At 63.1% G+C, this 25,509-nt stretch carries 17 protein-coding genes and 2 pseudogenes; 9 read left to right on the top strand and 10 right to left on the bottom strand.

The annotated features are described in order from the left end of the window. The first annotated feature begins 222 nt into the window (after positions 1 to 222). A complete protein-coding gene (locus FFY45_RS12490) occupies positions 223 to 630 on the top strand; it encodes an RNA-binding S4 domain-containing protein (protein ID WP_176340668.1) in 408 nt (135 codons plus the stop codon). Positions 631 to 945: 315 nt separating this feature from the next. Here the strand turns inward: FFY45_RS12490 and katG are convergent, their stop codons facing one another. The 3 genes from katG to mutS form a co-directional block, all read right to left on the bottom strand. Beyond that, on the bottom strand, positions 946 to 3,192 hold the full coding sequence (gene katG / locus FFY45_RS12485; RefSeq protein ID WP_176340667.1) for a catalase/peroxidase HPI: 2,247 nt from the start codon (positions 3,190 to 3,192) through the stop codon (positions 946 to 948). A gap of 373 nt (positions 3,193 to 3,565) precedes the next feature. After that, complete coding sequence (locus FFY45_RS12480; RefSeq protein WP_176340666.1) at positions 3,566 to 4,180, bottom strand: DUF937 domain-containing protein; 615 nt, start codon at positions 4,178 to 4,180, stop codon at positions 3,566 to 3,568. Positions 4,181 to 4,507: 327 nt separating this feature from the next. Next, complete coding sequence (gene mutS, locus FFY45_RS12475; RefSeq protein WP_439333533.1) at positions 4,508 to 7,063, bottom strand: DNA mismatch repair protein MutS; 2,556 nt, start codon at positions 7,061 to 7,063, stop codon at positions 4,508 to 4,510. A 901-nt stretch (positions 7,064 to 7,964) separates the two neighbouring features. Between mutS and FFY45_RS12470 the strand changes: the two genes are divergently transcribed. Beyond that, complete coding sequence (locus FFY45_RS12470; protein ID WP_176340664.1) at positions 7,965 to 9,779, top strand: DUF885 domain-containing protein; 1,815 nt, start codon at positions 7,965 to 7,967, stop codon at positions 9,777 to 9,779. A gap of 169 nt (positions 9,780 to 9,948) precedes the next feature. Here FFY45_RS12470 and FFY45_RS12465 read toward each other — a convergent pair. Beyond that, positions 9,949 to 10,242 (bottom strand): annotated as a pseudogene (locus FFY45_RS12465) (methyl-accepting chemotaxis protein); the annotation flags it as partial. Between the two features lie 93 nt (positions 10,243 to 10,335). Between FFY45_RS12465 and FFY45_RS12460 the strand changes: the two are divergent. Then, entirely contained in the window at positions 10,336 to 10,629 is a 294-nt protein-coding gene (locus FFY45_RS12460) for a hypothetical protein (RefSeq protein ID WP_006449167.1), read from the top strand. 173 nt (positions 10,630 to 10,802) lie between these two features. On the opposite strand, the pseudogene FFY45_RS12455 reads toward FFY45_RS12460, so the two are convergent. Beyond that, positions 10,803 to 10,962: pseudogene (locus FFY45_RS12455) on the bottom strand (IS5/IS1182 family transposase); the annotation flags it as partial. A 405-nt stretch (positions 10,963 to 11,367) separates the two neighbouring features. On the opposite strand from FFY45_RS12455, the gene FFY45_RS12450 reads away from it, so the two are divergent. Beyond that, positions 11,368 to 13,296 carry an alpha-L-fucosidase gene (locus tag FFY45_RS12450; protein ID WP_176340663.1) on the top strand — a complete coding sequence of 643 codons (1,929 nt, stop codon included), beginning with the start codon at positions 11,368 to 11,370 and terminating at the stop codon, positions 13,294 to 13,296. Positions 13,297 to 13,543: 247 nt separating this feature from the next. Here the strand turns inward: FFY45_RS12450 and FFY45_RS12445 are convergent, their stop codons facing one another. After that, positions 13,544 to 14,128 (bottom strand): TetR/AcrR family transcriptional regulator, encoded by a 585-nt coding sequence (locus FFY45_RS12445; RefSeq protein WP_228995943.1) that lies wholly within the window; start codon positions 14,126 to 14,128, stop codon positions 13,544 to 13,546. A gap of 188 nt (positions 14,129 to 14,316) precedes the next feature. Here FFY45_RS12445 and FFY45_RS12440 point away from each other — a divergent pair, with 188 nt between their 5' ends. Both FFY45_RS12440 and FFY45_RS12435 read left to right on the top strand, forming a co-directional pair. After that, positions 14,317 to 15,645 carry an NtaA/DmoA family FMN-dependent monooxygenase gene (locus FFY45_RS12440; protein ID WP_176340662.1) on the top strand — a complete coding sequence of 443 codons (1,329 nt, stop codon included), beginning with the start codon at positions 14,317 to 14,319 and terminating at the stop codon, positions 15,643 to 15,645. A 37-nt stretch (positions 15,646 to 15,682) separates the two neighbouring features. Further along, positions 15,683 to 16,423: an NADPH-dependent F420 reductase gene (locus tag FFY45_RS12435; protein WP_176340706.1), complete on the top strand. Its 741-nt coding sequence runs from the start codon at positions 15,683 to 15,685 to the stop codon at positions 16,421 to 16,423. A 128-nt stretch (positions 16,424 to 16,551) separates the two neighbouring features. On the opposite strand, the gene FFY45_RS12430 is transcribed toward FFY45_RS12435, so the two are convergent. Then, positions 16,552 to 17,301, bottom strand: coding sequence for an SDR family NAD(P)-dependent oxidoreductase (locus FFY45_RS12430; RefSeq protein WP_176340661.1), 750 nt, complete (start codon positions 17,299 to 17,301; stop codon positions 16,552 to 16,554). 111 nt (positions 17,302 to 17,412) lie between these two features. On the opposite strand from FFY45_RS12430, the gene FFY45_RS12425 reads away from it, so the two are divergent. Next, the gene (locus tag FFY45_RS12425; protein WP_176340660.1) at positions 17,413 to 17,991 is read left to right on the top strand and encodes an SbtR family transcriptional regulator; all 579 of its coding nucleotides are present in this window, start codon (positions 17,413 to 17,415) and stop codon (positions 17,989 to 17,991) included. Between the two features lie 43 nt (positions 17,992 to 18,034). Here FFY45_RS12425 and FFY45_RS12420 read toward each other — a convergent pair whose 3' ends face one another. Continuing rightward, on the bottom strand, positions 18,035 to 18,952 hold the full coding sequence (locus FFY45_RS12420; RefSeq protein ID WP_176340659.1) for a LysR family transcriptional regulator: 918 nt from the start codon (positions 18,950 to 18,952) through the stop codon (positions 18,035 to 18,037). A gap of 172 nt (positions 18,953 to 19,124) precedes the next feature. Between FFY45_RS12420 and dctA the strand changes: the two genes are divergently transcribed. Beyond that, on the top strand, positions 19,125 to 20,423 hold the full coding sequence (gene dctA, locus FFY45_RS12415; protein ID WP_176340705.1) for a C4-dicarboxylate transporter DctA: 1,299 nt from the start codon (positions 19,125 to 19,127) through the stop codon (positions 20,421 to 20,423). 28 nt (positions 20,424 to 20,451) lie between these two features. Next, positions 20,452 to 21,615 carry a mandelate racemase/muconate lactonizing enzyme family protein gene (locus tag FFY45_RS12410; RefSeq protein WP_176340658.1) on the top strand — a complete coding sequence of 388 codons (1,164 nt, stop codon included), beginning with the start codon at positions 20,452 to 20,454 and terminating at the stop codon, positions 21,613 to 21,615. A 43-nt stretch (positions 21,616 to 21,658) separates the two neighbouring features. On the opposite strand, the gene galA is transcribed toward FFY45_RS12410, so the two are convergent. Then, on the bottom strand, positions 21,659 to 24,226 hold the full coding sequence (gene galA, locus FFY45_RS12405) for a beta-galactosidase GalA (RefSeq protein ID WP_176340657.1): 2,568 nt from the start codon (positions 24,224 to 24,226) through the stop codon (positions 21,659 to 21,661). Then, positions 24,223 to 25,434: a glycoside hydrolase family 53 protein gene (locus FFY45_RS12400; protein ID WP_176340656.1), complete on the bottom strand. Its 1,212-nt coding sequence runs from the start codon at positions 25,432 to 25,434 to the stop codon at positions 24,223 to 24,225. The genes galA and FFY45_RS12400 overlap by 4 nt, the downstream gene beginning before the upstream one ends. Between the last annotated feature and the right edge of the window lie 75 nt (positions 25,435 to 25,509).

Raw genomic sequence — 25,509 nt, 5'->3', positions numbered from 1 at the left:
TCGCCAGGCCGATGTCACGGGGCACCACACGTGCCATGCAGCTCCGCCTGTATCGGTCAGCCAGTGTGTGGCAGGCAGGCTGGATCTGGCAGGCGGTGGCGCTTGAGTTCCGGCGCGGTTGCCCAGATATTTCTCGCTCGATGCAGCCGGTTGCACCGTGCCGATGCAGCGCGATGACCACACCGGCATGCAGCCAATGGACCCAACGGCAAGCACAACGCGATGACTCAATTGGTGGAACAAACGACGACGGTCAGGCTGGATGTGTGGCTGTGGGCAGCACGCTTCTTCAAGACCCGCAGCCTGGCCAAGACGGCGGTGGACAACGGCAAGGTGGATGTCGCCGGCCAGCGGCCCAAGCCATCGCGTGCGGTACGCCAGGGCGAGCAGTTACGCATCGATCGTGGCGGTGAAATCTTCGAGATCACGGTTGCCGCGTTGAGCGACGTGCGCGGCCCGGCACCGGTCGCGCAGGCGCTGTACGTGGAAAGCGATGCCTCACGGGAGGGACGTACGCAATGGCGGCTGCAACGCGTGGCCGAGCGCACCGGCTATCGGGCACCCGTCGGCAAACCGGACAAGCGTGCGCGTCGGCTGATCACTGCGCTGGGCGACATCGACGCGTTGTAGCGAGGTGTGGCTGTCGTGCTGTGTCTGGAATGATGGAAACGCAAACGCCCCGGTGATTCGGGGCGTTTGTGTTATGCGGTCAGCTATTTGCGTTGCGCTTGACGCGTGGAAACCAACGTCGCCGCAACCGCCATCCGTTCTCGAGGGCCTGCTCGATGCAAGCTTCTCGATGCCACGTTGATCGGGCGGCAAAAGTAGCCAGCAATCGTCAGTGGCGCGCGGGCCACGCATTCGGAATAGCGCGCGTGGCAAGTGCCGCCCCGAGCAACGACGGCACCCGCCTGATGGCGAGTGCCGTCGTCCTGATCGCCGCTGTTACGCCAGATCAAACCGATCCAGCTGCATCACCTTGGTCCAGGCAGCGACGAAGTCGTGCACGAACTTTTCCTGTGCATCGGCGCTGGCGTAGACCTCGGCGACCGCACGCAGGATGGAGTTGGAGCCGAACACCAGGTCCACACGCGTGCCGGTCCACTTCTGTTCGCCGGTGCTGCGGTCGCGGCCTTCGTAGAGGTCCTTCGCTTCGGAGGTGGCTTTCCACTCGGTGCGCATGTCGAGCAGGTTGGCGAAGAAGTCGTTGCTCAGCACGCCGGGACGGGTGGTGAACACGCCATTCTTCGAGTCGCCGACATTGGCGCCGAGCACGCGCAGGCCGCCGACCAGTACGGTCAGTTCGGGCGCGGTCAGAGTAAGCAGCTGCGCCTTGTCGATCAGCAAGGCTTCGGCCGGCACCGCGTAGCTGCGCTTGGCGAAGTTGCGGAAGCCATCGGCCACCGGCTCGAGCACGGCGAAGGACTCGACATCGGTTTGCTGCTGCGAGGCATCGGTGCGGCCGGGGGCGAACGGCACGGTGACGCTGTGGCCCGCCGCGTGTGCGGCGCGTTCGACCGCGGCGTTACCTGCCAGCACGATCAGGTCGGCCAGCGAGATCTGCTTGCCGCCGGAATGGGCACTGTTGAAGTCGGCCTGGATGCGTTCCAGCGTGCTCAGCACGTTCGCCAGCTGCTCGGGCTGATTGGCTTGCCAGTCCTTCTGCGGTGCCAGACGAATACGCGCACCGTTGGCGCCGCCGCGCTTGTCCGAGCCGCGGAAGGTCGATGCCGATGCCCACGCGGTGGAGACCAGCTGTGCCACGCTCAGGCCGGAGTCGAGAATGGTCTGCTTCAGAGTAGCGGCGTCCTGCGCATCGACCAGCGGGTGGTCGACGGCCGGCACCGGGTCCTGCCACAGCAGTTCTTCGCTCGGCACATCTGCGCCCAGGTAGCGTGCGCGCGGGCCCATGTCGCGGTGGGTGAGCTTGAACCAGGCACGGGCGAAGGCATCAGCGAACTGGTCGGGGTGTTCGTGGAAGCGACGCGAGATCGCCTCATAGGCCGGGTCGAAGCGCAGCGCCAGATCGGTGGTCAGCATCGTCGGCCGATGCTTTTTGGAGGCATCGTGCGCATCGGGAATGATGGCGTCGGCATTCTTGGCCACCCACTGGTGCGCGCCTGCCGGGCTCTTGCTCAGCTCCCACTCGAACTTGAACAGGTGATCGAAGAAGTCGTTGCTCCACTGCGCCGGGGTGGTGGTCCAGGTGACTTCCAGGCCGCTGGTGATGGTGTCTGCGCCCTTGCCGGTGCCGTAGCTGTTGTGCCAGCCCAGGCCCTGGCTTTCCAGATCGCTGGCTTCCGGTTCGGCGGCGACGTTGTCGGCCGGGCCGGCGCCGTGGGTCTTGCCGAAGGTATGGCCGCCGGCGATCAGGGCCACGGTCTCTTCGTCGTTCATCGCCATGCGCGCGAAGGTGTCGCGGATGTCGCGCGCGGAGGCCACCGGGTCGGGCTTGCCGTCCGGGCCTTCCGGATTGACGTAGATCAGGCCCATCTGCACGGCGGCCAATGGGTTTTCCAGATCGCGGGTGTGCGGCACTTCGCTGTCGTCGTCCTTCACCAGCACGCCGTGCGCTTCGTCCACGCCCGGCGAGCCGCGTGAGTAGCGGTCGTCGCCGCCCAGCCACTTGGTTTCGCGGCCCCAGTACAGGTCCTGATCCGGCTCCCAGGTGTCTTCGCGGCCGCCGGCAAAACCGAAGGTCTTGAAGCCCATGCTTTCCAGCGCGACGTTGCCGGTGAGGATCATCAGATCGGCCCAGGAAATCGCCTGGCCGTACTTCTGCTTGATCGGCCACAGCAGGCGGCGCGCCTTGTCCAGGCTGACGTTGTCCGGCCAGCTGTTGAGCGGTGCGAAGCGCTGCTGCCCACGACCGCCGCCGCCACGGCCATCGCCGATACGATAGGTGCCGGCGCTATGCCAGGCCATGCGCACGAACAGCGGACCGTAATGGCCGAAGTCGGCCGGCCACCAGTCCTGCGAATCGGTCATCAGCGCGCGCAATTCCTGCTTGAGCGCAGCAAGATCGATGCGCTTGAACGCCTCGGCGTAATTGAAGGTCTGGCCCAGCGGGTTGGACTTGCTCGAATGCTGGCTGAGCAGATCCACGCGCAGCTGCTTGGGCCACCAATCGCGGTTGGTGGTTCCGGTACCGACGACGGCGTGATTGAACGGGCACTTTGCTTCGGTTGTCATGGCAATACCTGTGTGCGTGAGCACTTGGGGAGCTGTGTGCCGAAACTGCGGACACGTGCTGGTGGAGTCGAAGTGGTTGGCAATGCGTCAGCTATGGTTATCGATTGAAGGCGCACATGCGGCCGTGGGGTCATCGAGCATCGTTGCCGCGTGTGCCGATGCTAGCGCTTGCCCGCAGGGGCCGGTATAGGCCGGTATCCGGAATGTGACTGGCGGAGGTGCGCATCAGGCGGACTCATCGTGGCGGCGTGTGCACACGATAAGGAGCATCGATCGTTTGGGGAATTCGAATTATTCAACCATATCGATAGGATGTCGCTATGGTTGGGGGAGGAGACGCCCGGGCGGAACCCAGGCGCACGGCAGCGACCTGTCAGCGCTTGCCGAACAGGCTGCCGCCGAGTTTCATGACATCGCCCAGGCCCAGCTTCCCGTCGCCATCCTGATCCAGCACGCTGCTCAGCAGGCCGCTGACGCCGCTATTGCTACTGACGTGCTGGCGTTCCTGCGCCAACGCCGGGCCGAGTTGATTGCTGGCCGTCGTCGTGCCACTGAGGAAACGCTTGGCCAGATACGCCATCACGATGGGCGCCAACAGTTGCAGCAGTTGGCTGGCCTTGCCGGTTTCCAGCCCGGTGGCCTTGCCCAGGCCTGCAGCGGCCTGCGGTGCCTTGTCGCCGAACAGATGACTAACGATGCCGGCGCCGTTACCTTGCGCACCACTGGCCGCGCCGCCCAGCAGCGAACCGAGCAGGCTGCCGATGTCCGGGCTGCCGGCGTGGTCGCGCTGCAAGGCGCCCACCAAGGCATCGGTACCGCCGGCCTGCTGGCTGTTGCGGCCCAGTGCGCCCATCAACAGTGGCAGGGCGGTCTGCACCGCCGATTGCGCCTGCTCGGGCGCGATGCCGAGCCGGCTGGCGAGTTGCTGCAACTGCGGGCCCTGCAGTTGCGCGGCCAGTTGATCGGTCAACGAGGCGGACGTGGTCATCGGTGTGCTCTCCGGTTGGACAAAACGTCGAGGCAGGGTGCGCCTGTCGCGGCAGCAGAGCAAACCGCGGGGCGTGCGTCACCGTGCAGCATGATGTCGCGCGAGCCGGCGCTATTGCAGGGCAGCGTTCAAGCAAACACTCAAACCTGCAACTGCACTGGATTAGCAGGGCCGCACGCGTCGGTCATGCAGCCATGCGGTTACGAATCCCCAATCCCTGCAAAACAGCATTCAACCGACCACCCAACCCTGCCGCCGCAACGGATCCGCAAGCGCCGCAAACGGCGCTGTCACGAATCCCCAATCCCGACTCTCGAATCCCCGCACTCACAGCAACGCCTTCAGCCGATACAGCGCCTCCAGCGCCTGCTTGGGCGTAAGTTCGTCCGGGTCCAAAGCCTGCAGTGCTTCCTGCGCAGCGGAGGACGGCGCGGTGAACAGGCCGAACTGCTGCGGCGCATCCAATGCGGCCGGGGCCATCTGCGCGACATGGCTTTCGCCGCCGCGTTGTTCCAGTTCAGCCAGGCGATGACGCGCCTGGGTCACTGCGGCCTTGGGCAGCCCGGCCAGCGCGGCGACCTGCAGACCGAAGCTGCGATTGGCCGGGCCGTCCTTGACCGCGTGCATGAACACCAGGCGCTCGCCGTGTTCGACCGCATCCAGATGCACGTTCGCAATGCCGCTGTTGCCGCCGGCATGCGATTCGTCGGCCAATGCGGTGAGTTCGAAATAATGCGTGGCAAACAGCGTGTAGCAGCGATTGGTGTGGGCCAGATGGCGTGCAACGGCGTCGGCCAATGCGAGGCCATCGTAGGTGGAAGTGCCGCGGCCGATTTCGTCCATCAGCACCAGCGATTGCGGCGTGGCGTGATGCAGGATGTAGCTGGTTTCGGCCATTTCCACCATGAAGGTGGATTGCCCGCGGGCCAGATCGTCGCCGGCACCGATGCGGGTGAGGATGCGGTCGATCGGCCCGATCACTGCACGGTTGGCCGGCACATAGCTGCCGATATGCGCCAGCAACACGATCAACGCGTTCTGGCGCATGTAGGTCGATTTACCGCCCATGTTCGGGCCGGTGATGACCAGCATGCGGCGGTCGGTGTGCAGGTCCAGATCGTTGGGTTCGAACGGTTGGTCGCGCACCGCTTCCACCACCGGGTGGCGGCCGCGTTCGATGCGCAGGCACGGCGCGCTGTCCAGTTCCGGTTGCGACCAATCCAGCGCTTGCGCGCGTTCCGCGAACCCGGCCAGCACATCCAGTTCGCTCAATGCACTGGCGCAGCGCTTGAGGCCTTCAAGCTCGCCGCCGAGTGCGTCGAGCAGGCCTTCGTACAGCAGTTTTTCGCGCGACAACGAACGCTCGCGCGCCGACAGCACCTTGTCCTCGAAGCTCTTGAGTTCCTCGGTGATGTAGCGCTCGGCATTGGTCAGCGTCTGCCGGCGGCTGTAGTGCAGCGGGGCTTTTTCGGCCTGGCCCTTGCTGATCTCGATGTAGTAGCCGTGCACGCGGTTGTAGCCGACCTTGAGCGTGGCGATGCCGCTGCTGGCGCGTTCGCGTTGTTCCAGGTCGATCAGGAATTGGTCGGCATTGGTGGACAGGCGACGCAGCTCGTCCAGATCGGCATCGTAACCGGTGGCGATGACGCCGCCGTCGCTGAGCTTGAGCGGCGGTTGTTCGGCCACTGCGCTGATCAGCAGATGCGCGGTGGCATCGTGTTCGCCGAGTTCTGCGTACAGCGTCTGCAGGCGCGGCGAATCCAGTGGCGCGAGGATGGTGCGGACCTTCGGCAACAGCGCCAGGCCATCGCGCAGGGTGGAAAAATCGCGCGGGCGCGCCGAGCGCAATGCCACGCGCGTGAGAATGCGTTCCAGATCGCCAAGTGCGCGGAAGGCCTCGCGCACGTCGGCATCGGCGCCGGTGTCGATCAGGCTGCCGACCGCGTGGTGGCGCTGCACCAGCACCTCGCGCAGGCGCAACGGGCGATGCAGCCAACGCCGCAGCAAGCGCCCGCCCATCGGCGTGACCGTGCTGTCCAGCACCCCGAGCAAGGTGTTGCGGGTGTCGCCATCCACGCGCGTGTCCAGCTCCAGGTGCCGGCGCGTGGCCGCGTTCATCGAGATCGCCTCGCTGGCCACTTCCATTGCGATGGAGGTCAGATGCGGCAGGCGCTGCTTCTGGGTTTCTTCGACATAGCCGAGCAGCGCGCCGGCCGCCGCAGTGGCACACGGCTTGTCGTCGATGCCGAAGCCGGACAGGTCGTGCAACTTGAAGAACGCCAGCAGCTGACGACGGCCGCTATCGGCGTCGAACAACCACGGTGGCCGACGCCGCACGCCGACGCGGCCGCGCAGGAATTCCGGCCAGTTGTCTTCGTCGGGCACCAGCAGCTCGGCCGGTTCCAGGCGCGCGATCTCCGCTTCCAGCGCATCCACGCTGTCCACTTCATTGACCAGAAAACGCCCGCCGGCCAGATCGGCCCAGGCCAGACCGTAGCCTTGCTTGCTGCGCGAGATCGCCATCAACAAGGTGTCGCGGCGCTCGTCCAGCAGCGCCTCGTCGGTGACCGTGCCGGGCGTGACGATGCGCACCACCTTGCGTTCGACCAGGCCCTTGGCCAGCGCCGGGTCGCCGATCTGCTCGCAGATCGCCACCGACTCGCCCAACGCCACCAGCCGCGCCAGATAGCCCTCGTAGGCATGCACCGGCACGCCGGCCATCGGAATCGGCGCACCACCGGAACTGCCGCGCTGGGTCAGCGTGATATCGAGCAGCCGCGCGGCCTTGCGCGCATCGTCGTAGAACAGCTCGTAGAAATCGCCCATACGAAAGAACAGCAGCAGGTCGGGGTAGTCCGACTTGGCGGCGAAGAATTGCTTCATCAGCGGGGTGTGCTCGACTGCTCCGCTGGTGGCCTTGGATTTGTCTTTTGAATCAGTGTTTTGCAAGAAACGTCCTTCCAGGGTGTGCGGTCGATCAGGGCGGTCGCTGCGACAAGCGAGTTCCGTGTTGCGCCGCTGTTGCGGCGCCGTTGACGGCATCAATCGACGGTGCGACGCAGTGGGGAGAGCCCAGAGCAGCGTGTTGCATTGGAGCGGCAGACTGCGCGGCCCGGATGCAAGTTTAAGCGCACCGGCTTAAAAATCCTCGTGCCCGGCCGACAATGCGCCACGCGCGGTACGGCGAAAGACTCATGGCGGCGGATCGCGCGACCTGAAGCGCTGAGGACGGCACGCGACCGGCGCAAGTTGGTCGGCAGAAAGCGTGCTCCGGGGCAGTCTAAGGGGCGGCATGTTGGCGCAGACGCGCCATCGAAAATCGAAGCACGGATGTCATCGTTGGCTCGCGGCCAGTTGACGCCTATTCGGGCAATGGGGCACCCGTCTGGACCGGAGTGCGAATCGCGGCGCCGGTCGAGTAGATGTGGCCAGTTGCTGTGACCGCCCGGCTGGATGCGTCGCGATCTCACAGCGCGTGCCGTCACTAGGTGATCAAAGCGGCGCGAGTGATGACCGGCTTTGTCCGCAATGCGTGGAAGTGCCGCCTTTAGCAGTCGATGGCGCTAAACGCGAAGCCACGCCGACTGCGATCGGCCGCGCGATGACGACTGCTCTAAGCTGCGGTGATTGCACGAGGCCTGCCGATGCGGCTATGTGCCCGACGCAGGCATCCAGCGCGCGCGTGTGCCAGATCCAGTGGTTTGCGAGCAGAAATTTCGTGTGTTTGCGATAGCGCTGATGCGTGTAGCTGCGCATGGACCGTACGTGTTACTTGGAGTAATTCATGCATCTTCTACGTCCCCTTGCCGTTGGTCTGCTGACGGCCGCGTTGTTCACCGCCTGCAAGCCGGCGCCGCCTGCCGAAAACAAGGCGGCAACCTCAACACTCGGGCACACGGCTGAACAGGCAGCCAAGGCTTTCGACGCGCTGCTTGACGCGCAGTGGCAACACCAGCTCAAGCAGGCCCCGGAGTTCGCAAGCACCATCGGCGACAAGCGCTACAACGATCGCTGGAGCGACTACTCGCTACAGGCCGTGCCTGCAGAGCGCAGCGCCGTGGCGGGTCTGCTCAGGCAGTTCGAAGCGGTGGATGCCGCAGCGCTGGACGAACAACGTCAACTCAGCCTGCAGATGATGCTCGGCCAGCTGCGCGACACGCTGGACGGTATCGACCTGAAGACCTACGAAATGCCGCTGGACCCGATGCAAGGCATCCATCTCACGCTTGCCGGCTACAGCGACAGCTTCCCCTTCGACACCGCCAAGGACTACCAGGACTACATCAAACGACTGCAGACGCTTCCTGCGGTGGTCGATCAAGTCATCGACGTCTCGCGGCAGGGCGCCAAGGATGGCCTGATGCCGCCGCGCTATCTGCTTGAGCGCGTGCCCGAGCAGATTGACGGAATCGTGGCTCAGCGTGGCGCGCAGAACCCATTTGCCTCGCCATTGGAAAAACTCGACAGCGTGGTGCCCGCCGATCAGCGCGATGCGCTCAGGAAGCAGCTGCTTGAAGCGATCGATCAGCAGGTTCGCCCGGCCTACGCCAAGCTGTCCGCGTTCGTGCGCAATGAATACGCCCCGCAAGGACGTACGCAGGAGGGGCTGTGGTCGCTTCCTGATGGCGAGAAACTCTACCAATACTTGGTGCGTACCCAGACCACCACCGATCTGACGCCTGAACAAATCCACCAGATCGGGCTGCAGGAGGTTGCGCGCATCGAAGCCGAGATGACCGTCATTGCCAAGGCGCAGGGTTATGCGGACCTGGCCAGCTTCCGCAAGGCGGTGGCAGCCGATAAGCGCCGCTTCGCGACCTCCAGCGAGCAGCTACTGGAGCAATACCGTCACTACGTCGCGGGAATGCAGCGGGAGCTTCCAAAGTTATTCGAGCAGGTGCCGAAAAAGCCCCTGGAAGTTGAGCCGATGCCGGCATTCCAGGGTAAATACCCGCCCGCCCGTTACCTGCAAAGCAACCCGGAAAGCAGCAAGCCGGGCGTCCTGAGAGTCAATATCAGCGACGTCGCTCACCGCACGCTGATCAACGTTGAAACTATTGCTTATCACGAGGGCGTGCCAGGCCATCACCTGCAGGTCTCGCTTACACAGACGCTACCATTGCCGCCGTTCCGCCAGCAGGGTGGGTATAACGCCTACGGCGAGGGGTGGGCACTGTATGCCGAGCGCTTGGGCAAGGACGTCGGGCTCTACAAAGATCCCTATAGCGACTACGGCCGGCTATCGGCTGATCTATTGCGCGCCAATCGATTGGTGTTGGATACCGGCGTGCACTACAAGCGCTGGAATCGTCAGCAGATGGTGGACTTCTTCCACGCGCATCCATCCGACGACGAGGCGAGCATGCAGTTCGAAATCGACCGCTACATCGTGTGGCCAGGCCAGTCGTTGGGATACAAGGTGGGGCAACTGCAATTCATGGCGCTGCGTGCAGAGGCGCAGAAAGAACTCGGCGATCGTTTCGACTTGCGCGCATTCCATACTGCAGTGCTCGGCGACGGCGACATGCCGCTGGCGATGTTGCAGCAGCGCGTGCGCCAATGGATCGCGAAGGTCAAAGCGCATCAGGTGGCAAAATAGGTGAGCCCAGTGTGCTCTTGCGTGCCAGCGTGCGGCACATGCTGATCGCAGTCGCATGGAGGGCGAACGGCGAAATGGTGCAGTTACCTGAGTAAACCAGGGCTGACATCGGGCCGATATGTACCGATGCAAATCCCAGAGAAATCATTGATTGCTTGAGTCAAAAAGCCGAGCGTGCGGCAGCCATTGCCTCTTCCATCAGCGCGGCATGCTGCTGCGTGGTTTCGTCCATCTGGGTGACAGTTAGGTTGACCTGCTCGCTAACAGCCGAATGCTCCTGGGATGCGGCGGAAATCTCGCCCATGATGTCGGTGACGCGCTGCATGCTGGCGACGATCTCGGCCATCGTGGTGCCGGCGCTATGCACCAGTGTTGAGACTTCGGCGACGCGCTCGACTGAATCGTCGATCAGGCTCTTGATCTCCTTGGCCGCAGCCGCGGAGCGTTGGGCGACCTTGCTGACGATGTCCCGCCCTGTGAGCCGATGCCGACTGCACAGTGTTCTTGCAGCCGCCGCGCTACAGTCACCGACCCACCATTACGTACGACACGCCGCATGGATAACCGCAATCAGGAATGGATGCAGGCCGTCACCGACGCACTCAGCGATCTGCTCGCCGCGCGCGTGGCGCAGGCCACGCTACTGGAAGCCATGCTGGTCTCGCATCCAGATCCGGTCGCCCTGAGAAAAGCATGGGACGAACTGTCGTCTCAGCGCATCGCAGTCGTTGCACAGAACAAGGCAGTCGCCTCGGTGGAACGGCCAATGGATGAATACACGCTGGAACAATTCCAGGCCTGGGAAGAAAAATTTCGCCGCTACTTTCCGCGTGATGTGGATCTGCGATAGGTGCACGATCTAGCGTTTTCGCTGTCGTCAAAAATGAAGGCGAAAGACGGCGCGCTGTGCATTTCCTTGACGCCTGCTTGCTTGCGCCGATGGTGGAAGCTCTACACAACCCGCCAAGATCGTTGAGGTTCGAATGGAACCGCCGAGTTGAAGCGTGTGGGGGCTTGGGCCTAGGCGAAACCCCGAAAGATGGCGATCTCGTGCCGCGCTTTGTCCAGTGCTGGATCGCTCGACGCATACCGCCGCGATAGCAGATGCACCCGCAACATCGTCGCTAGTGCGTACGGCTGCCGGCCTGGGCGTTCTGATACCTGGGGGGTGGGGCTCGGGCAGCTCGATCACTTGCTGCTACGCCACGATCTATGGACTCCCAGCAAGTCAGTGCCAGCCAAAATGAGAAGTCTACGGTCAATGTTGATGACAAAACTTGACAGGTGTTAGCCCGCCCAAGCTGTCGTGCGGTCTTTATTGGTTGTCGTTGACCGGACATTGTTTGTCTTGTTCGCGGAGCTCGCGTCGCGTGCGGAAAATGCATGGATATGCGAGCACCAACACGGCAGCGTGGGCCGGGGCACGGCCGTCAAGCCACGAACGCTCGCGGCTTGCTTCGCATGCGCTTCAACGCCGGCCGTGCTGGGGGCATCCCGTGTGCGTGCACAGCCGTCTATTGCTTCGGAATGACGACTCTTCGCTGTTGGAAAAGCTAAGATCGAAGCTTGTGCAAAGTCGGAAGCGCTAATGATCGATCGTCGTACTTTTCTTGCCACGGGTGTGGTGGCCGCTAGCGCCAGCTTCAGTGCATCGGCAGCGCGCATCGCGCAAGCGCCGCGCGCCAACGGGCCGGCACCGTGGGGTGCGCTGCCCAGCAAGCGACAGCTGCGCTGGCATCGGTGGGAGCAATACGCGTTCGTGCATTTTGCGATGAATACCTTCACCGACAAGGAATGGGGCTACGGCGACGAGGATCCGCGCAAATTCGATCCCAGCGATTTTTCACCCGATCAAATCGTCGCTGCTGCCAAGGCCGGCAATCTGAAAGGGCTTATTTTCACGGCCAAGCACCACGATGGGTTCTGTCTTTGGCCGACACGCCTGACCGAGCATTGCATTCGCAACTCGCCCTACAAGAACGGCAAGGGTGACATCGTCGGCGAGATGGCAGCGGCGTGTCGACGCGCCGGCCTGGCGTTCGGCATCTATCTCTCCCCCTGGGATCGCAACCATGCCGAGTATGGGCGCCCTGGGTATCTCGACTATTTCCGCAAGCAGATCGTCGAGCTCTGCACAGGCTATGGCGACCTGTTCGAGTTCTGGTTCGACGGCGCCAATGGCGGCGACGGCTACTACGGTGGAGCGCGCGAATCGCGCAAGATCGATGCGCCCGCGTACTACAACTGGCCACGGATGATCGAGCTTGTGCATCAGCATCAGCCGATGGCTTGCACCTTCGACCCGCTCGGCGCCGATATCCGCTGGGGCGGCAACGAGGACGGTATTGCCGGCGATCCATCCTGGCCGACCATGCCCAATGCCCCGTATACACAGGAAAACGGCAATTCCGGCGTGCGCGGGGGGGCGCTGTGGTGGCCGGCCGAAACCAACACCTCGATCCGCCCAGGCTGGTTCTACCACGCCGATGAAGACGGCAAGGTGCGTAGCCCAGAGAATCTGGTGCGCTATTTCGACACCTCCGTCGCGCGCGGCACCAACATGAACCTCAATCTGCCGCCCGACCGACGCGGCCGCATCCCCGACCACGATGTGGCGGTGCTGCAGAGTTTCGGCGACGCGATCCGCGGCAGCTTCGCCATCGATCTGGCCAAGGGTGCCAGGGCCAGCGCCAGCGCGTCGCGTGGTCCTGGGTTCGAGCCGGCGCGCGTGCTCGACCGCCAGCCGGACAGCTACTGGTCTACGCCTGACGATGTCACCACACCGACGCTGACGCTGGAGCTGTCGGCGGTGCACAGCTTCGACTTGATCCGGCTACGCGAATATTTGCCGCTGGGTGTGCGCGTCACCCGCTTCGCGGTCGAAGCCGAGGTCGATGGGCAATGGAGGCGGCTGGCCGAAGCGCAATGCATCGGTGCACAGCGCATCGTGCGGCTGGATCGCCCGGTCGCCGCACGCAGGGTACGCCTGGTGGTGCTTGAGGCGCCGGTGTGCCCGGCGATCAGCGAATTCGCGCTGTTCCGTGCCGTTGCGCCAGTGCCGGTCGCGCGGCCGACGGCAAACGCGCCGGATGTGTTGTCCTCCGCTGGCTGGCGAATCGTCGAGGCCAGCGCGCCAGGGGCGGACAAGTTGCTCGACGACGATGCCAGCACGATCTGGATCACGCCTGCGCCCACGCCCGGCCATCCCGCGCAGGCGACCATCGACCTCGGCGCGCTGCGTCAGGTTGCCGGTTTCAGCCTGACGCCCTCGCGCACGGTGATGAACGGTGCGGCGCCACCGAAGGGTTATCGCGCCGAGACCAGCGAAGATGGCCAGCGCTGGCAGCCGGCTGGCGCCGGCGAGTTGTCCAATATCGCCTATGCGCTCTCGACCCAGCGCCTGAATTTCCCCGAGGTCCGCCAGATCCGCTACCTGCGGCTGTCGTTCGCGGAAACGGCGGTACCCGCCGAGCGGCTGGCGATCGCGGGGATCGGTGCGTTCTCGCGCTTGCGATGAGGGCCTGCATTCCCTCGCGGCCACGTGCCGCGAGGGGAAGCATCCGGGTTGACGGCGTTTGGCGGGATTGAGACGCGTCAAGCGACGCGATGGAGCTAGACATCGCCGCATTCAGATCACGTGGCGAGCCTGCATCGTGAACCGCCTTGTCCAGAGGTTCCCAGGCGTGTCCAAATTACTCGGTTTGCGGGATTGCGCACCGCTTGCATGGTGACGCGCAACCGCGCAGTCGCTTTTGTTGGCCGCTCTAAGTCGGAAGCGCCCACCCTGAGCGCAAGACCTCCAGCAGCACCGGCCGGGCGTCGCTGTCCGCGCCGCCGCTTGCAGCTCCTGCCCATGCAATCGCAAGCGCGGCAAGAAAGATGTCGCGGCCGGTCAACGCTGCCCGCGCCTGACCAGAGCGCTGTGCAGCCTCAAGGAAAACGCTTGAGGCCTCGACCATGGAGGTGCACGTCGGCATCAACACCGAACTCGGTTGGGACCATGCGGCACGGAGCGGTTCCGGGAGGCCTTCGTAGGCGTTCATCCAGGTTCCCAGCGCTTCAATCCATCGCTGCAGCGCACGCCCCGGGTCGCGCTCTTCGGCGGTAATGGCGGTACGCACTTGCTCAAGGTTGGCGTAATGCGTTTCGAGTAGCGCTGCCAGCAGGGCGTCGCGGGTAGGGAAGTGGCGGTACAACGTCCCCGGGCCAACGCCTGCTCGCTTGGCAATGCTGTCCATCGATACGTCGATGCCTTCCTCGGCAAAGGCTTCGCCGGCCACCTCAAGGATGTGGGTCTTGTTGCGTTGGGCATCGGCTCGGGGAGGGCGTGGCTGAACGTCGGGAGGCATGTTAGGCAGGCTTGGCGCTTGATATCCGGAGTGTATCTCCATATAGTTCTTCGCAACAAACGGAGGGGCTCTCCTTTTGCGGGCGCTGTGCAACACAAGGCGTTGCAAACGAAAGATGGCCACGTTCGTCGACTCGCTGGCTAGGTCGCCGGCCGACTCACGAACCACAGCCACAGGGTGAGAAACGCATGCGCACGTCCAAGACGATGATTATTGGCCTGCATCTGGGCAATGGCTACGGGTCCCAGCCAGGGGCCTGGCGCATGCCATGGGTCGACCCGACCAACTACATCAGCTTCGATGCCCGCGTGCGCCAGGCGCAAGCCGCCGAGCGCGGGAAATTCCAGTTCATTTTCCTGCCGGATGGCCCGAGTGCCGTTGCCGATATCGACAACGAAGCGCCGCACTTCAATCTGGACGTGATGATGACCCTGGCTGCGGTGGCGCGCGGCACCGAGCGTATCGGGTTGGTCGCCACCGGCTCCACGACGTTCAACGAACCGTTCAACCTTGCACGGCAATTCAAGGCGCTGGACATCATGAGTCACGGGCGTGCGGGCTGGAACGCGGTGACCTCTAGTGGCGAGGATGTCGCTGCGAACTACGGGCGAACACTTCCATCCAGCGCTGAGCGCTACGCACGCGCGCACGAGGTCGTGCAACTGGTGCAGGCCTTGTGGGGCAGTTGGGGAAAGGACGCCTGGTTGCACGACCAGGCCGCTGGGCGGTTTGCAGACGCCGCGCAAATTGCGCCGATCAACCTGCAGGGCAAGTTCGTCGGTTCCCGTGGGCCGTTGTATATCCCACCCTCGGAGCAGGGACAGCCGGTGATCTTCCATGCGGGCGGCGGCCCGAACGCGCTGAAGCTGGCCGGACGCTATGCCAGTGCCGTGATCGGTGCCAGTTTCAGTATCGAAGACGCTCGGGCGCAACGTGCGGCGTTCCGTCATGCCGCCGAGCAGGCCGGCCGCGATCCGGACGAGATCAAGTTCATTCCGGGGTTGATGACGACAATTGCGCAGGACCGCCGCGCGGCATTGGATCGCCGGATCGCACTGACCGCGCACACGTTTCCTCAGCGGCTGGGTTACCTGCAACAGATGCTCGGGGTGCGTCTGGATCCCACTGCGCTCGACCGGCCGCTGTCGCCGGCGCAACTGGCTGCGGCACGCCCGTCATCGCAGGATCCTCGCTCGCCAAAGGCGTTGCAGATCGCGCGTGAGGGTTGGAGCCTGCGCGACATTCTGGCGCATGGCGTCATCGATTATCACCCGGTGATTGTCGGCCCGGCGGTCGAGGCGGCCGATCACATGCAGGCCTGGTTCGAGGCAGATGCGGCCGATGGCTTCTGGATTTCGCCGGATATCAACGACGACGGCATCGATGCCTTTGTCGATGGCGTCGTCCCGATCCTGCAAGCGCGCGGTCTGTTTCATCGCGATTACCGGGGCAGCACGCTTCGCGACCATCTGGGCGCATCTGCCCAATACGGCCGCGATCCACGCATCACTGCTTGAGCAACAAAACCCCATCTATTTTTTGAATGGAGCGAACATGAAAATCGGCATCATTGGCGCAGGCAACATCGGTGGCACGTTGGCGCGCAAATTCGTAGCGGCAGGGCACATCGTCAAACTGGCTGGATCCAAAGGCCCCGACAGCATTCGCGAATTGGCCGAAAAGATCGGCGCCGAGCCTGTCACCGCTGCAGCGGCGGTTGAGGACGTGGAGGTGATCGTGTTGTCGATCCCGTTTGCCAAGATTCCCGAGGTTGCCGGCCTGTTCTCCACCGTGCCTGCGGAGGTGGTGGTGATCGATACTTCGAACTACTACCCGCAGCTTGGCACCCGGATCCCGGAAGTCGAGGACGGCAAACTGGAAAGCGTCTGGTCGAGCGAGCAACTCGGCCGGCCCATCATCAAGGCGTTCAATGCCGTGCTCGCCAAGACGCTGGCCGAGCGCGGTAAGCCAGCTGGCACGGAGAACCGGATTGCCATCCCGGTGGCGGGCGACAGTCCGGCCGGCAAGGCGATCGCGCAGCAGCTGCTGGACGATGCCGGGTTCGACTCGGTCGATGCGGGGAATCTCGCAGATTCTTGGCGGCTGCAGCCAGGCACGCCTGCGTATTGCACTGAGCTTTCGGTTGCCGCATTGGCGTCAGCGCTCAAGGCTGCAGTAAAGGACGATGCACCGCGTCATCGCGACGCCTTGATGGCGGAGTTCTTCGGCGGCGACGCACCGCCAAGTCATGAGACGATCGTTGCACGCAATCGCGCGGTGAGTGCGGCGCGCTGACTCCGATGCGCAGAAGCGGTATCTGCGCCCCAGCCTCACGTTAGAGTTGATGAGCCACTGTCCTCAGCACAGCGGGGAGCGCGGTGCTGACGACTCGACCGTTCTGCCACAGTCGTTCTGCCACAGTCTTAAAACGTGACCGCAGAAAGCATTCCCAGCATCTCGTCGTAGCTGCCGTTGGCGGCAGCATCGCGAAGGAATTTGGCACGTTCCACGACGATTTCCTTCGGTGTGGGTTCTGCCTGCAAAAGCGCCAGCGCTTCATCGAGGAATTCGTCCAGGGGCATGGCGTGCTCGTCGTTGCCTTGACCATACAACTTGGTGCGAACGCCCGGCGGCACCAGCTCGATGACTTGCACGTTGCTGTCGGCCAGCTGCACACGCAAGCCTTCGGTGAAGGAGTGCACGGCGGCCTTGCTGGCGCTGTAGCTCATCGCGGCCGGGAACGGCACAAAGCCCAATGCGGAACTGACGTTGATGATGACGCTGTCAGTGTTGCCGGCAAGTTGCGGCAAGAATGCATACGTCATGCGGATGGTGCCGAGCAGGTTGATGGCGATCGCCTCTTCGGCTGCCTTCAAGGACTCTGGCTTGAAGACGTTCTCGCTCGGCATGATGCCGGCATTGTTGATCACGACATTCAAGCCGGGATAGCGCTCGGCCGCCACGCGGCTGGCCTGCACCACAGAGTCCGCGTCTGCGACATCGATTTCGATCGCATCAAGGCCAGGATGCTCGGCGGTGATCTGATCCAGCAGCGCCTTCTTTCGTCCGGAAACGATGACCTTGTTGCCAGCCTGCTGGAGCCGGAGTGCCAGCCCAAGTCCGATGCCGGAGGTCGAGCCGGTGATGAGGATGGTATTGCCGCTGTTCTTCACGGATGTCTCCTGATTGCGGAAAGGGGTAAAATAAAAACGGACAGTCATCCGCTTACAGAGACATTGGCGGACAGTTGTCCGTTTGTCAACGAGTTCATTGAAGGGTGGGGTGTGGAGAAGCCAAAGCGATCTGATGCAGTGCAGAACCGGGAGCGCCTTCTGTCCGTGGCGCTTGCGGAATTGGTGCGCTCGGCCGATGTTCCACTGAGCGCAATTGCCAAGAAGGCGGGTGTCGGGCAGGGGACTTTCTACCGGCACTTCCCGACCCGGGAGGCCTTGGTGATCGAGGTCTATCGCCACGAAATGCTGCAGGTCACCGGTTTAGCCGAGCAACTGCTGAAGACGCTTCCGCCGGAGCAAGCACTCCGCGAATGGATGAACCGCCTGGCCGAATACGCCATCACCAAGGCGGGTCTGGCGGATGCACTGCGGACAGTTGCCAACGCGAAAGAATGCGCGGGCAACGCAGGCTATGCGCCCGTGATCGCTGCCGCGCAACTGCTGCTCGATGCCAACGAGAAGGCCGGGACGATCCGTGCGGGGATCACCACAGACAAGTTTTTCCTGGCCATTGCGGGGATCTGGCAGATAGACGCCAGCGAGAACTGGCAGCCCCGCCTGACCTGGCTGATGGAGACGGTCATGGAGGGGTTGTGCGCGGGAGCGCCGGGTCGGCCCGCAAGCGGATAACGGCGTTAGGTTTCCAGCCTGGAAGCGTGCAGCGCCACCTGTGTTAGTGCTCCAACTTGCCCTGCTTGAGCTTTTGCCACATGTCTTCGGCTTGCTGGGACAAGCTGCCGATGTGCCGTATCAGACAGATTTCCATGCTGATATCCCACTGCGTGTGTCCGGGCGCTGCATGGACGAGCCGCCCCTTGGCGATGTCCTCTTCCACCAGCGTCCGCGGCAGCCAGGCCACCCCGCCACCGGAGCGGCACATGGCCAGCAAGGTCGCGGCAAGATCGGAGGTGAGTGCAGGGGTCAGGCGCGCTTCAACGTCCTTGAACGCCGGATGCCCGGCGATGATGCGGCCCAGCCCGGAATCCGCGCTGTAAGACAGCAAAGGCATTGCATCGGTGGAAGCGAGTGACCAGCGCGGGCGGCCGTCGCCATTTTCCTTCGGTGCACTGAAGGGTTGCAGCACATCGCTGCCCACCACAACTCGCTCGAAGTGTTCGGGATTCAGCCCAAGCGGCATGCGCGGATGATGGTGGCACAGCAGGAATTGTGCTGCCCCTTGCAGCATCAGTTTCTCGCACGCCCTGAGCGTGTCGGAGACCAGCTGAAATGCGCCGATGCCGGTATTTGATTCGATGCGTCTTACGAAGGCCGGAAAGAAGGTGAAGGAGAGAACATGTGTGGCAAGGAATGCCAACGCAGGCCGTTGTTGTCCGGCCACCTCAAGCGCTTCTTGCCGCGCGGCGTAAATCGCCGCGGCCAATCCGGATGCTTTGCGAACGAAGGCTTCTCCAGCCGGCGTCATCAGCACCTCTTTGCGCGAACGCGTAAACAGCGGCGTGCCCAGCCATTCTTCGAGGGAATGAATGCGCCGACTGAAGGCCGGCTGGGTGACGAAGCGACGCTGTGCCGCGCGCGAAAAATTGAGGGTGTCAGCCAACGCCAGGCAGTCTTCGAGCCATGTCAGTTCCATGATGCCGATTGTGCATCAAGCGCATAAAAAAGGCATTGGCAGCGCTTGGGGAGTGACCCTTACGCTCTGACTCGAGCTTGCAACGCCTCGACACGCAGGTCGTCCAGCAAGCGGCAATTCCGGTGAATTCGCATGTCGACGGGAGCGGGCGATCATGCAGAAAAGAAGTGGCATGAGAGGGGTGTTGAGCCAACTCTATGTGCAGGTCTTGATCGCCATCGTCATTGGCGGCCTGGTGGGCTATGTCTGGCCGCACCTGGGTGTGGTCATGCAACCTGCTGCAGAGGGTTTCATCAAGCTGATCAAGATGCTGTTGGCCCCCATCATCTTTGGAACGGTCGTGGTCGGGATCGCCAAGATGGGAAGTGTCAGAGAGGTCGGAAAAACCGGCATCAAGGCGCTGATTTATTTCGAGGTCGTCTCGACACTGGCGCTGGCGATCGGTCTTGTCGTGGTGAACATCATCCGGCCGGGCGATGGCATGAACATCGATGTCGCCTCGATCGACAGCAGCGCGATTGGCCAGTATGTCGAGCGTGCAAAAGACGACGCGGGCATGGTGGATTTCGTGCTGAACATCATTCCCACCACGCTGGTGGATGCCTTTGCCAAGGGCAACATGCTGCAGGTCATTCTGGTGTCGGTGCTGTTTGCAGTGGGGCTGTTGCAGCTTGGCGAGCGTGGCAAGCCGTTGGTCGATCTGATCGATAACGGGCTGCAGGCGCTGTTCAAGATGATCAACCTGGTGATGCGGCTCGCGCCGCTGGGTGCCGGGGCAGGCATCGCTTTCACGATCGGCAAGTATGGCCTGGCCACCCTGTGGTCGCTTGGGCATTTGATGTTGGCCGTCTATGTGACCTCGGCACTGTTCGTCTTCGTGGTGCTGGGAGCGATCGCGCGGTGGACCGGCTTTCCGCTGCTGCGCCTTCTCCGGTTCATCAAGGACGAACTGCTTGTCACGTTCGGAACCTGTTCGACCGAAGCCGTTCTGCCGCGCATGATGATGAAGCTCGAACTGGCCGGCGTGCGCAAATCGACGGTTGGCCTGGTTCTGCCAACGGGATACACCTTCAATGCGGACGGCACCTGTATCTATCTGACCATGGCGGCCATTTTCGTCGCGCAAGCGACCAATACACCGCTGCCGGTCTATCAACAAATCGCACTGCTTGGGGTGTTGTTACTGACCTCGAAAGGGTCCGCTGGTGTCGCTGGCGCGGGTTTTGTGGCGTTGGCCGCAACGCTTTCCACCATCGACACGGTGCCTGTTGCAGGGCTGGTGCTTTTGCTGGGCGTCGATCGCTTCATGAATGAGGCCAGGGCGGTGGTCAATCTGATTGGCAACAGTGTTGCCACGCTTGCGATCGCCAAGTGGGATGGCGCGCTGGATATCTCCAAGACCCAGGAAATCATTCGTCGTCAACAGGCGGGCGAGCCAATGCCTGTCGCGGCCTCTTCAACCGATTCATAACTCACTACACCTCGCGGGAGACTACCCAATGCGTATCATCGATGTCGTTGAAATCACCAAGCCGATCTCCTCGCCGATCCGTAACGCCTACATCGATTTTTCCAAGATGACCGCCAGTCTGGTGGCGGTGGTCACCGATCAGGTGCGCGACGGCCGTCGGGTCGTCGGCTACGGCTTCAACTCCAATGGGCGCTATGGACAGGGCGGACTGATACGCGAGCGGTTTCGCGATCGCATTCTGGAAGCCGAGAGCGCTGCGTTGTGCAACGACGCCGGCGACAATCTGGATCCTTCCAGGATCTGGACGGCGATGATGTCCAACGAGAAGCCGGGCGGTCATGGCGAGCGCTCCGTGGCGGTGGGCACGCTGGATATGGCGATCTGGGATGCCACCGCCAAGATTGCCGGTCTCCCGCTGTTTCGTTATCTGGCGCAGATGAAAGGCCGGCAAGCCAATCCCCGCGTCTTTGTCTATGCAGCTGGTGGCTACTATTACCCGGGCAAGGACAACAGCGCCCTGCGCAAAGAGATGCGTGGTTATCTGGATCGCGGTTACAACGTGGTCAAGATGAAGATCGGTGGCGCCTCCATCGACGAGGACCGTGGCCGCATCGAGTCGGTGCTTGAGGAAATTGGCGGCCAGGCGCGTCTGGCGGTGGATGCGAACGGCCGCTTCGATCTGGAGACCGGCATCGCCTACGCCAAGATGCTGCGCGACTACCCACTATTCTGGTATGAGGAAGTCGGTGATCCGCTCGACTACGCGCTACAAGCCAGCCTGAGCGAATTTTATCCAGGGCCGATGGCCACAGGCGAAAACCTGTTCTCGCACCAGGATGCACGCAACTTGCTGCGCTACGGCGGCATGCGGCCGGATCGCGATTATCTGCAGTTCGACTGCGCGCTGTCTTACGGCCTAGTGGAATATCTCCGCACGCTGGAGGTGCTCGAGCAGTTCGGTTGGTCGCCCGCGCGTTGCATCCCGCATGGTGGTCATCAGATGTCGCTCAACATTGCCGCAGGGTTGGGTTTGGGCGGCAACGAGAGTTACCCGGATCTGTTTCAGCCGTATGGCGGGTTTCCGGATGGCGTAGAAGTTCAAGACGGGCACATCGTGATGCCGGAATTGCCGGGCATCGGTTTCGAAGGCAAGTCCGACCTGATCAAGGTCATGCGCGAGCTCGCCGAGTAAGGACTGAGCCAGCCTCGCCCCGTGACCAACGGGGCGAGTTGCGTCAGATGACTGCTGCGCGTGGTTTGGTCGCTTGGGCAGTCACGCGCAGGGTCGCTGGCGTCAGGCCCTGCGCAGTCGCTTGCAAGATGATGTCGCCGGGTTTTTTAGTTGCCTGAAGCAACGCCATGCACAAGCCATTGAACGCCTTGCGCTGCGGTGCCTTGTCATCCTCATGGCTACTGGGGTCGCCGTTGCCTACGCCGATCAGTTTGCCTGCGCCGCGTACCGCGAACTGCACGTGCGTGTCGGCGGTGGGAACGACGCGGCCCTGCGCATCGACAATTTCGACCTTTACCACGGCCACATCTTCGGCGTCGGCGCGCAATGCCTTGCGATCGCAACTCAAGCGGATCGCAGCCGGCTTGCCGACTGTCTCGCGGCGTTCGGTGAGCACCAGTTTGCCGCCGCGATAGCCGCGCGCTTCGATCACGCCCGGCGCATACGCGACGCGCCATTCCACATGCCCGTAGGCCGGCACGTGTTGCAGGCCCTGGCTGACGCCATTGACCAGCAGTTCCACCGCGTCGAGATTGGTATGGCACCAGACGGCGACGCGGCCCTTGTCGTCGGGCTGCAGCAGGCCGTCCCAGTTCCAGTGCGGAAACAGATGCAGCACTGGTTCGTTGGTCCACTGTGCGCGGTAGTACCAGTAGTTGTCTTTTGGAAACCCGCAGCTGTCTAGCACACCGAATTGCGAGGCGACATTCGGCCAGCGGTTATACGGTGTGGGTTCGCCGCGGTAGTCGAAGCCGGTCCAGATAAAGCCGCCGGCGATGTACGGACGTTGTGCGACGTAGCTCCACCAGGCTTCGGCAGTGCTCGCCCACCACGGGTGGTCCAGGTCGTAGGCGCGGGTATAGCCGCGTGCATCGTCGCGCTGGTAGTTGCCACGCACCGACACGGTGCTGCCGGTTTCGCTGCCGTAGATCGGAATGTTCGGGTATTGCGCGTGGAAGCCGTCCATCTGGCTGGTGCGGTAGTTGAAACCGACCACATCGACGACCTGGCCAACACCATCGCCAAAGCCCTTGTCCATGGCAAAGGTGGTGGGGCGGGTGGGGTCGAGTTGACGCACGCGTTGCTGCATGCGGCTCACGATACGTGCGCCGCGCTCGGTGACCTGTTGCGGTTCTTCGTTGCCGAGCGACCACAGGATCACGCTGGGATGATTGCGCCCGCGCCGCACCATGGTCTCCAGTTCGCCCATGGCTTCCGGATCGGTGGACATGCGGCGGGTTTCTTCGATCACGAACATGCCGAGGCGATCGCATAGCGCGAGCAGTTCGGGCGTGGCTGGATTGTGCGAGCTGCGATAGGCGTTGCAGCCCATCGACTTGAGTCGGCGCAGGCGCCACTCGTGCAGGCTGTCCGGGATGGCGGTGCCGACGCCGGCATGATCCTGGTGGTTGTTGGTGCCATGCAGTTTGAGCGGGGTGCCGTTCAACAGGAAGCCGCGTTGCGCATCGAAGGCGGTCGTGCGTACGCCGAACGCTGTGACCAACGCATCGATGGCAGTGCCGTCGCTGTGCACGCTGGTGGTGAGGCTGTAGAGCTGCGGGTCGTCGATCGACCATAGCGCGGCCTGGCCGAGCGGCACGGTTTGTTCGACAACCTGCACCTGGCCCGGTGCAACAGTGACCGCTGCACTGACCGCTTGTGCGACGACGCGCCCATCCGGTGCTGTCACGCGCGCTTGCACGTTGCACTGGCGCGGTGCGGTACCGTCGTTGCGCACTTCGGTGGACACCTGCGCGGTTGCGTTGTCGCCTTGCACAGTGCTGCGCACGAACACGCCGTCTTGCGGCAGATGCAGCGGGTCGGTCTTTTGCAACCACAGATGCCGATAGATGCCGGCACCTTCGTAGAACCAGCCTTCGCCCAGCGTGGCATCTACGCGCACGGCAATGAGGTTGGGCTTGCCGTAGTCGAGCACTTCGCTGAGGTCGACCTCGAAGCCGCAATAGCCGCTGGCATTGCGCCCGACGATGTGGCCGTTGCAGAACACGATGCAGTCGCGGAACACGCCGTCGAACACCAGGCTGATGCGCTTGCCCAAATCGCTTGCGGGAATCTGCAGCGTGCGGCGATACCAACCCACGCTGTGTTCCGGAAAGCTCGTGCCCAGCGGTTTGTAGCCGTGCGCGGCGGCCGGGTCTTCTTCGGTGATGGTGGCGGAGATCGGTTCCTGGCGGAAGGGCAGGGTGACGGCCCAGTCGTGCGGCAGATCCAGCAGTTCCCAGCCGCTGTCGTCGAAAGCGAGTTGCGCGGCGGTCGCAGTGTCCTTGCCGGCCTTGGCAAAGGTGCGCTGAAAGGTGCCGAACTCGAAGTCGCGCGACGCATCGCTGGCATGGCCGAGATGGAAGCGCCAACCGAAGTCGAATAACAGACGTTCGCGCGGTGCCAGCGTTGCATCGCCGAGCGCGGCAAGCGGCGTGGCGTTCTTGCCTGCGGCTGGCGCTGCACCGGCGATGGCGGGCACTAACGCGCCGGCTGCGCCGACGGGGAGAGCGGCGCTCACGCCGCTTGCCAACATGCCGCGCAGCAGCTCGCGGCGATTGATGCCGGTCATGGCTGCGTCCTCGTGCTGGCGTCGGCAGCTTGGTCTTGTTTGGTCGAAGCGGGTTTGCCTGTTGCCGGCCTGCTCGATGCAGGCACGCCGGTATACGGATGGCGCATGAAATCGATCGCCGGCAGCATTTCATTGCCGTGCTTGAAATCGAAGAAGCTGGCGTTTTCCCACGACGAGCCGGTGCCCCAGCGCGTCTTGCAGCTGCTGCTGGTCCATGCCGGTTCCCAATACACCACGCCGGCACCACCGGTATCGATCACCAACTGGGTGAGATCGATCATGTAGCGGGACTGGCCCTGCGGTGTGGCCGGGTAACCGGGAATCAGCGAGTCTTGGCCTAGCAGATTGTGCGAGGTGTCGCCGGACTCCAGCGTCCACGGGTAGGCGGTTTCCACCACCACCACATCGGCGTCGTAGCGGCCGCGCAGGCGCTTGATGGTCTTGCCCAGCTCGGCCATCGATTGGGTCGACCATTTGCGGTAGTAGCTGATACCGATCAGATCGTAGTCGGTGACGCCGGCCTTGGTGGCGGCGGCAAACCACGGTTCCACATTTTCCGGCTGGGCGATATGCAGCATCACCCGTGGCTTGATGGTGGAGCGTGCGCTGATATCGCGCACCGCCCTGATGCCGGCATTGAACAGCTTGGCGTTGCGTTGCCAGTTGATGGGGCGCTTCTTGTCCCAGGGAATGCTGTCCATCAGATCGGAATTGCTTTCGTTACCCACCTGCACCAGCTCCGGCATCAAGCCGGCACGGTCGAGCGCGCTGAGCGTGTCGTAGGTGAAGCCATACAACGTGCGCGCCAGCTCATCGGTGTCGGTGATACTGGCCCAGGCCTTGGGAATCAGCTGTTTTTCGCCATCGGCCCAATCGTCGGAGTAGTGCAGGTCCAGCAAGACCTGCATGCCTTGCGCGCGTGCACGCGCGATGGTCTTTTTGACGTCGGACAGGTCGCTGTAGCGGGTCCAGCGTGCGTCGTTCCACAGCCGCACACGTACCAGATTGGCACCGTGGGCGTGGAAGAGTTCGAACGGGTCTTTGACCACGCCGTTCTCGCGGTACTGCACACCGCACTCTTCCATCTCGTTGACGTAGGACAGGTCCGCACCGAGATACAACGTGGCGGGGGCCGGGGCGGCGTGTGCGAAGGTGGAGATGGCCAGCGCCAGTAGCGCGGGCGTCCAGAGACGGCGTGTAGAGCGCATGCAATTCCTCGACGGATCAAACGTGGAGCGGCTGACAGCATGCCGCATGGGGCCGTGCTGTCGTGTGGTGTGTGC

This window comes from Xanthomonas hortorum, assembly GCF_011305375.1.
GTDB lineage: Bacteria > Pseudomonadota > Gammaproteobacteria > Xanthomonadales > Xanthomonadaceae > Xanthomonas > Xanthomonas hortorum_E.
The sequence above is the reverse complement of the archived record's forward strand: the minus strand, read 5'-3'. Positions and strand labels throughout refer to the sequence as shown.

Coding starts and splice junctions, on each gene's coding strand:
- FFY45_RS12460 (WP_006449167.1), top strand. CDS start 10,336: ATGGATAACCGCAATCAGGAATGGATGCAGGCCGTCACCGACGCACTC.
- mutS (WP_439333533.1), bottom strand. CDS start 7,063: ATGAAGCAATTCTTCGCCGCCAAGTCGGACTACCCCGACCTGCTGCTG.
- FFY45_RS12490 (WP_176340668.1), top strand. CDS start 223: ATGACTCAATTGGTGGAACAAACGACGACGGTCAGGCTGGATGTGTGG.
- FFY45_RS12410 (WP_176340658.1), top strand. CDS start 20,452: ATGCGTATCATCGATGTCGTTGAAATCACCAAGCCGATCTCCTCGCCG.
- galA (WP_176340657.1), bottom strand. CDS start 24,226: ATGACCGGCATCAATCGCCGCGAGCTGCTGCGCGGCATGTTGGCAAGC.
- FFY45_RS12420 (WP_176340659.1), bottom strand. CDS start 18,952: ATGGAACTGACATGGCTCGAAGACTGCCTGGCGTTGGCTGACACCCTC.
- FFY45_RS12480 (WP_176340666.1), bottom strand. CDS start 4,180: ATGACCACGTCCGCCTCGTTGACCGATCAACTGGCCGCGCAACTGCAG.
- katG (WP_176340667.1), bottom strand. CDS start 3,192: ATGACAACCGAAGCAAAGTGCCCGTTCAATCACGCCGTCGTCGGTACC.
- FFY45_RS12400 (WP_176340656.1), bottom strand. CDS start 25,434: ATGCGCTCTACACGCCGTCTCTGGACGCCCGCGCTACTGGCGCTGGCC.
- FFY45_RS12470 (WP_176340664.1), top strand. CDS start 7,965: ATGCATCTTCTACGTCCCCTTGCCGTTGGTCTGCTGACGGCCGCGTTG.
- FFY45_RS12440 (WP_176340662.1), top strand. CDS start 14,317: ATGCGCACGTCCAAGACGATGATTATTGGCCTGCATCTGGGCAATGGC.
- FFY45_RS12445 (WP_228995943.1), bottom strand. CDS start 14,128: ATGCCTCCCGACGTTCAGCCACGCCCTCCCCGAGCCGATGCCCAACGC.
- FFY45_RS12450 (WP_176340663.1), top strand. CDS start 11,368: ATGATCGATCGTCGTACTTTTCTTGCCACGGGTGTGGTGGCCGCTAGC.
- dctA (WP_176340705.1), top strand. CDS start 19,125: ATGAGAGGGGTGTTGAGCCAACTCTATGTGCAGGTCTTGATCGCCATC.
- FFY45_RS12435 (WP_176340706.1), top strand. CDS start 15,683: ATGAAAATCGGCATCATTGGCGCAGGCAACATCGGTGGCACGTTGGCG.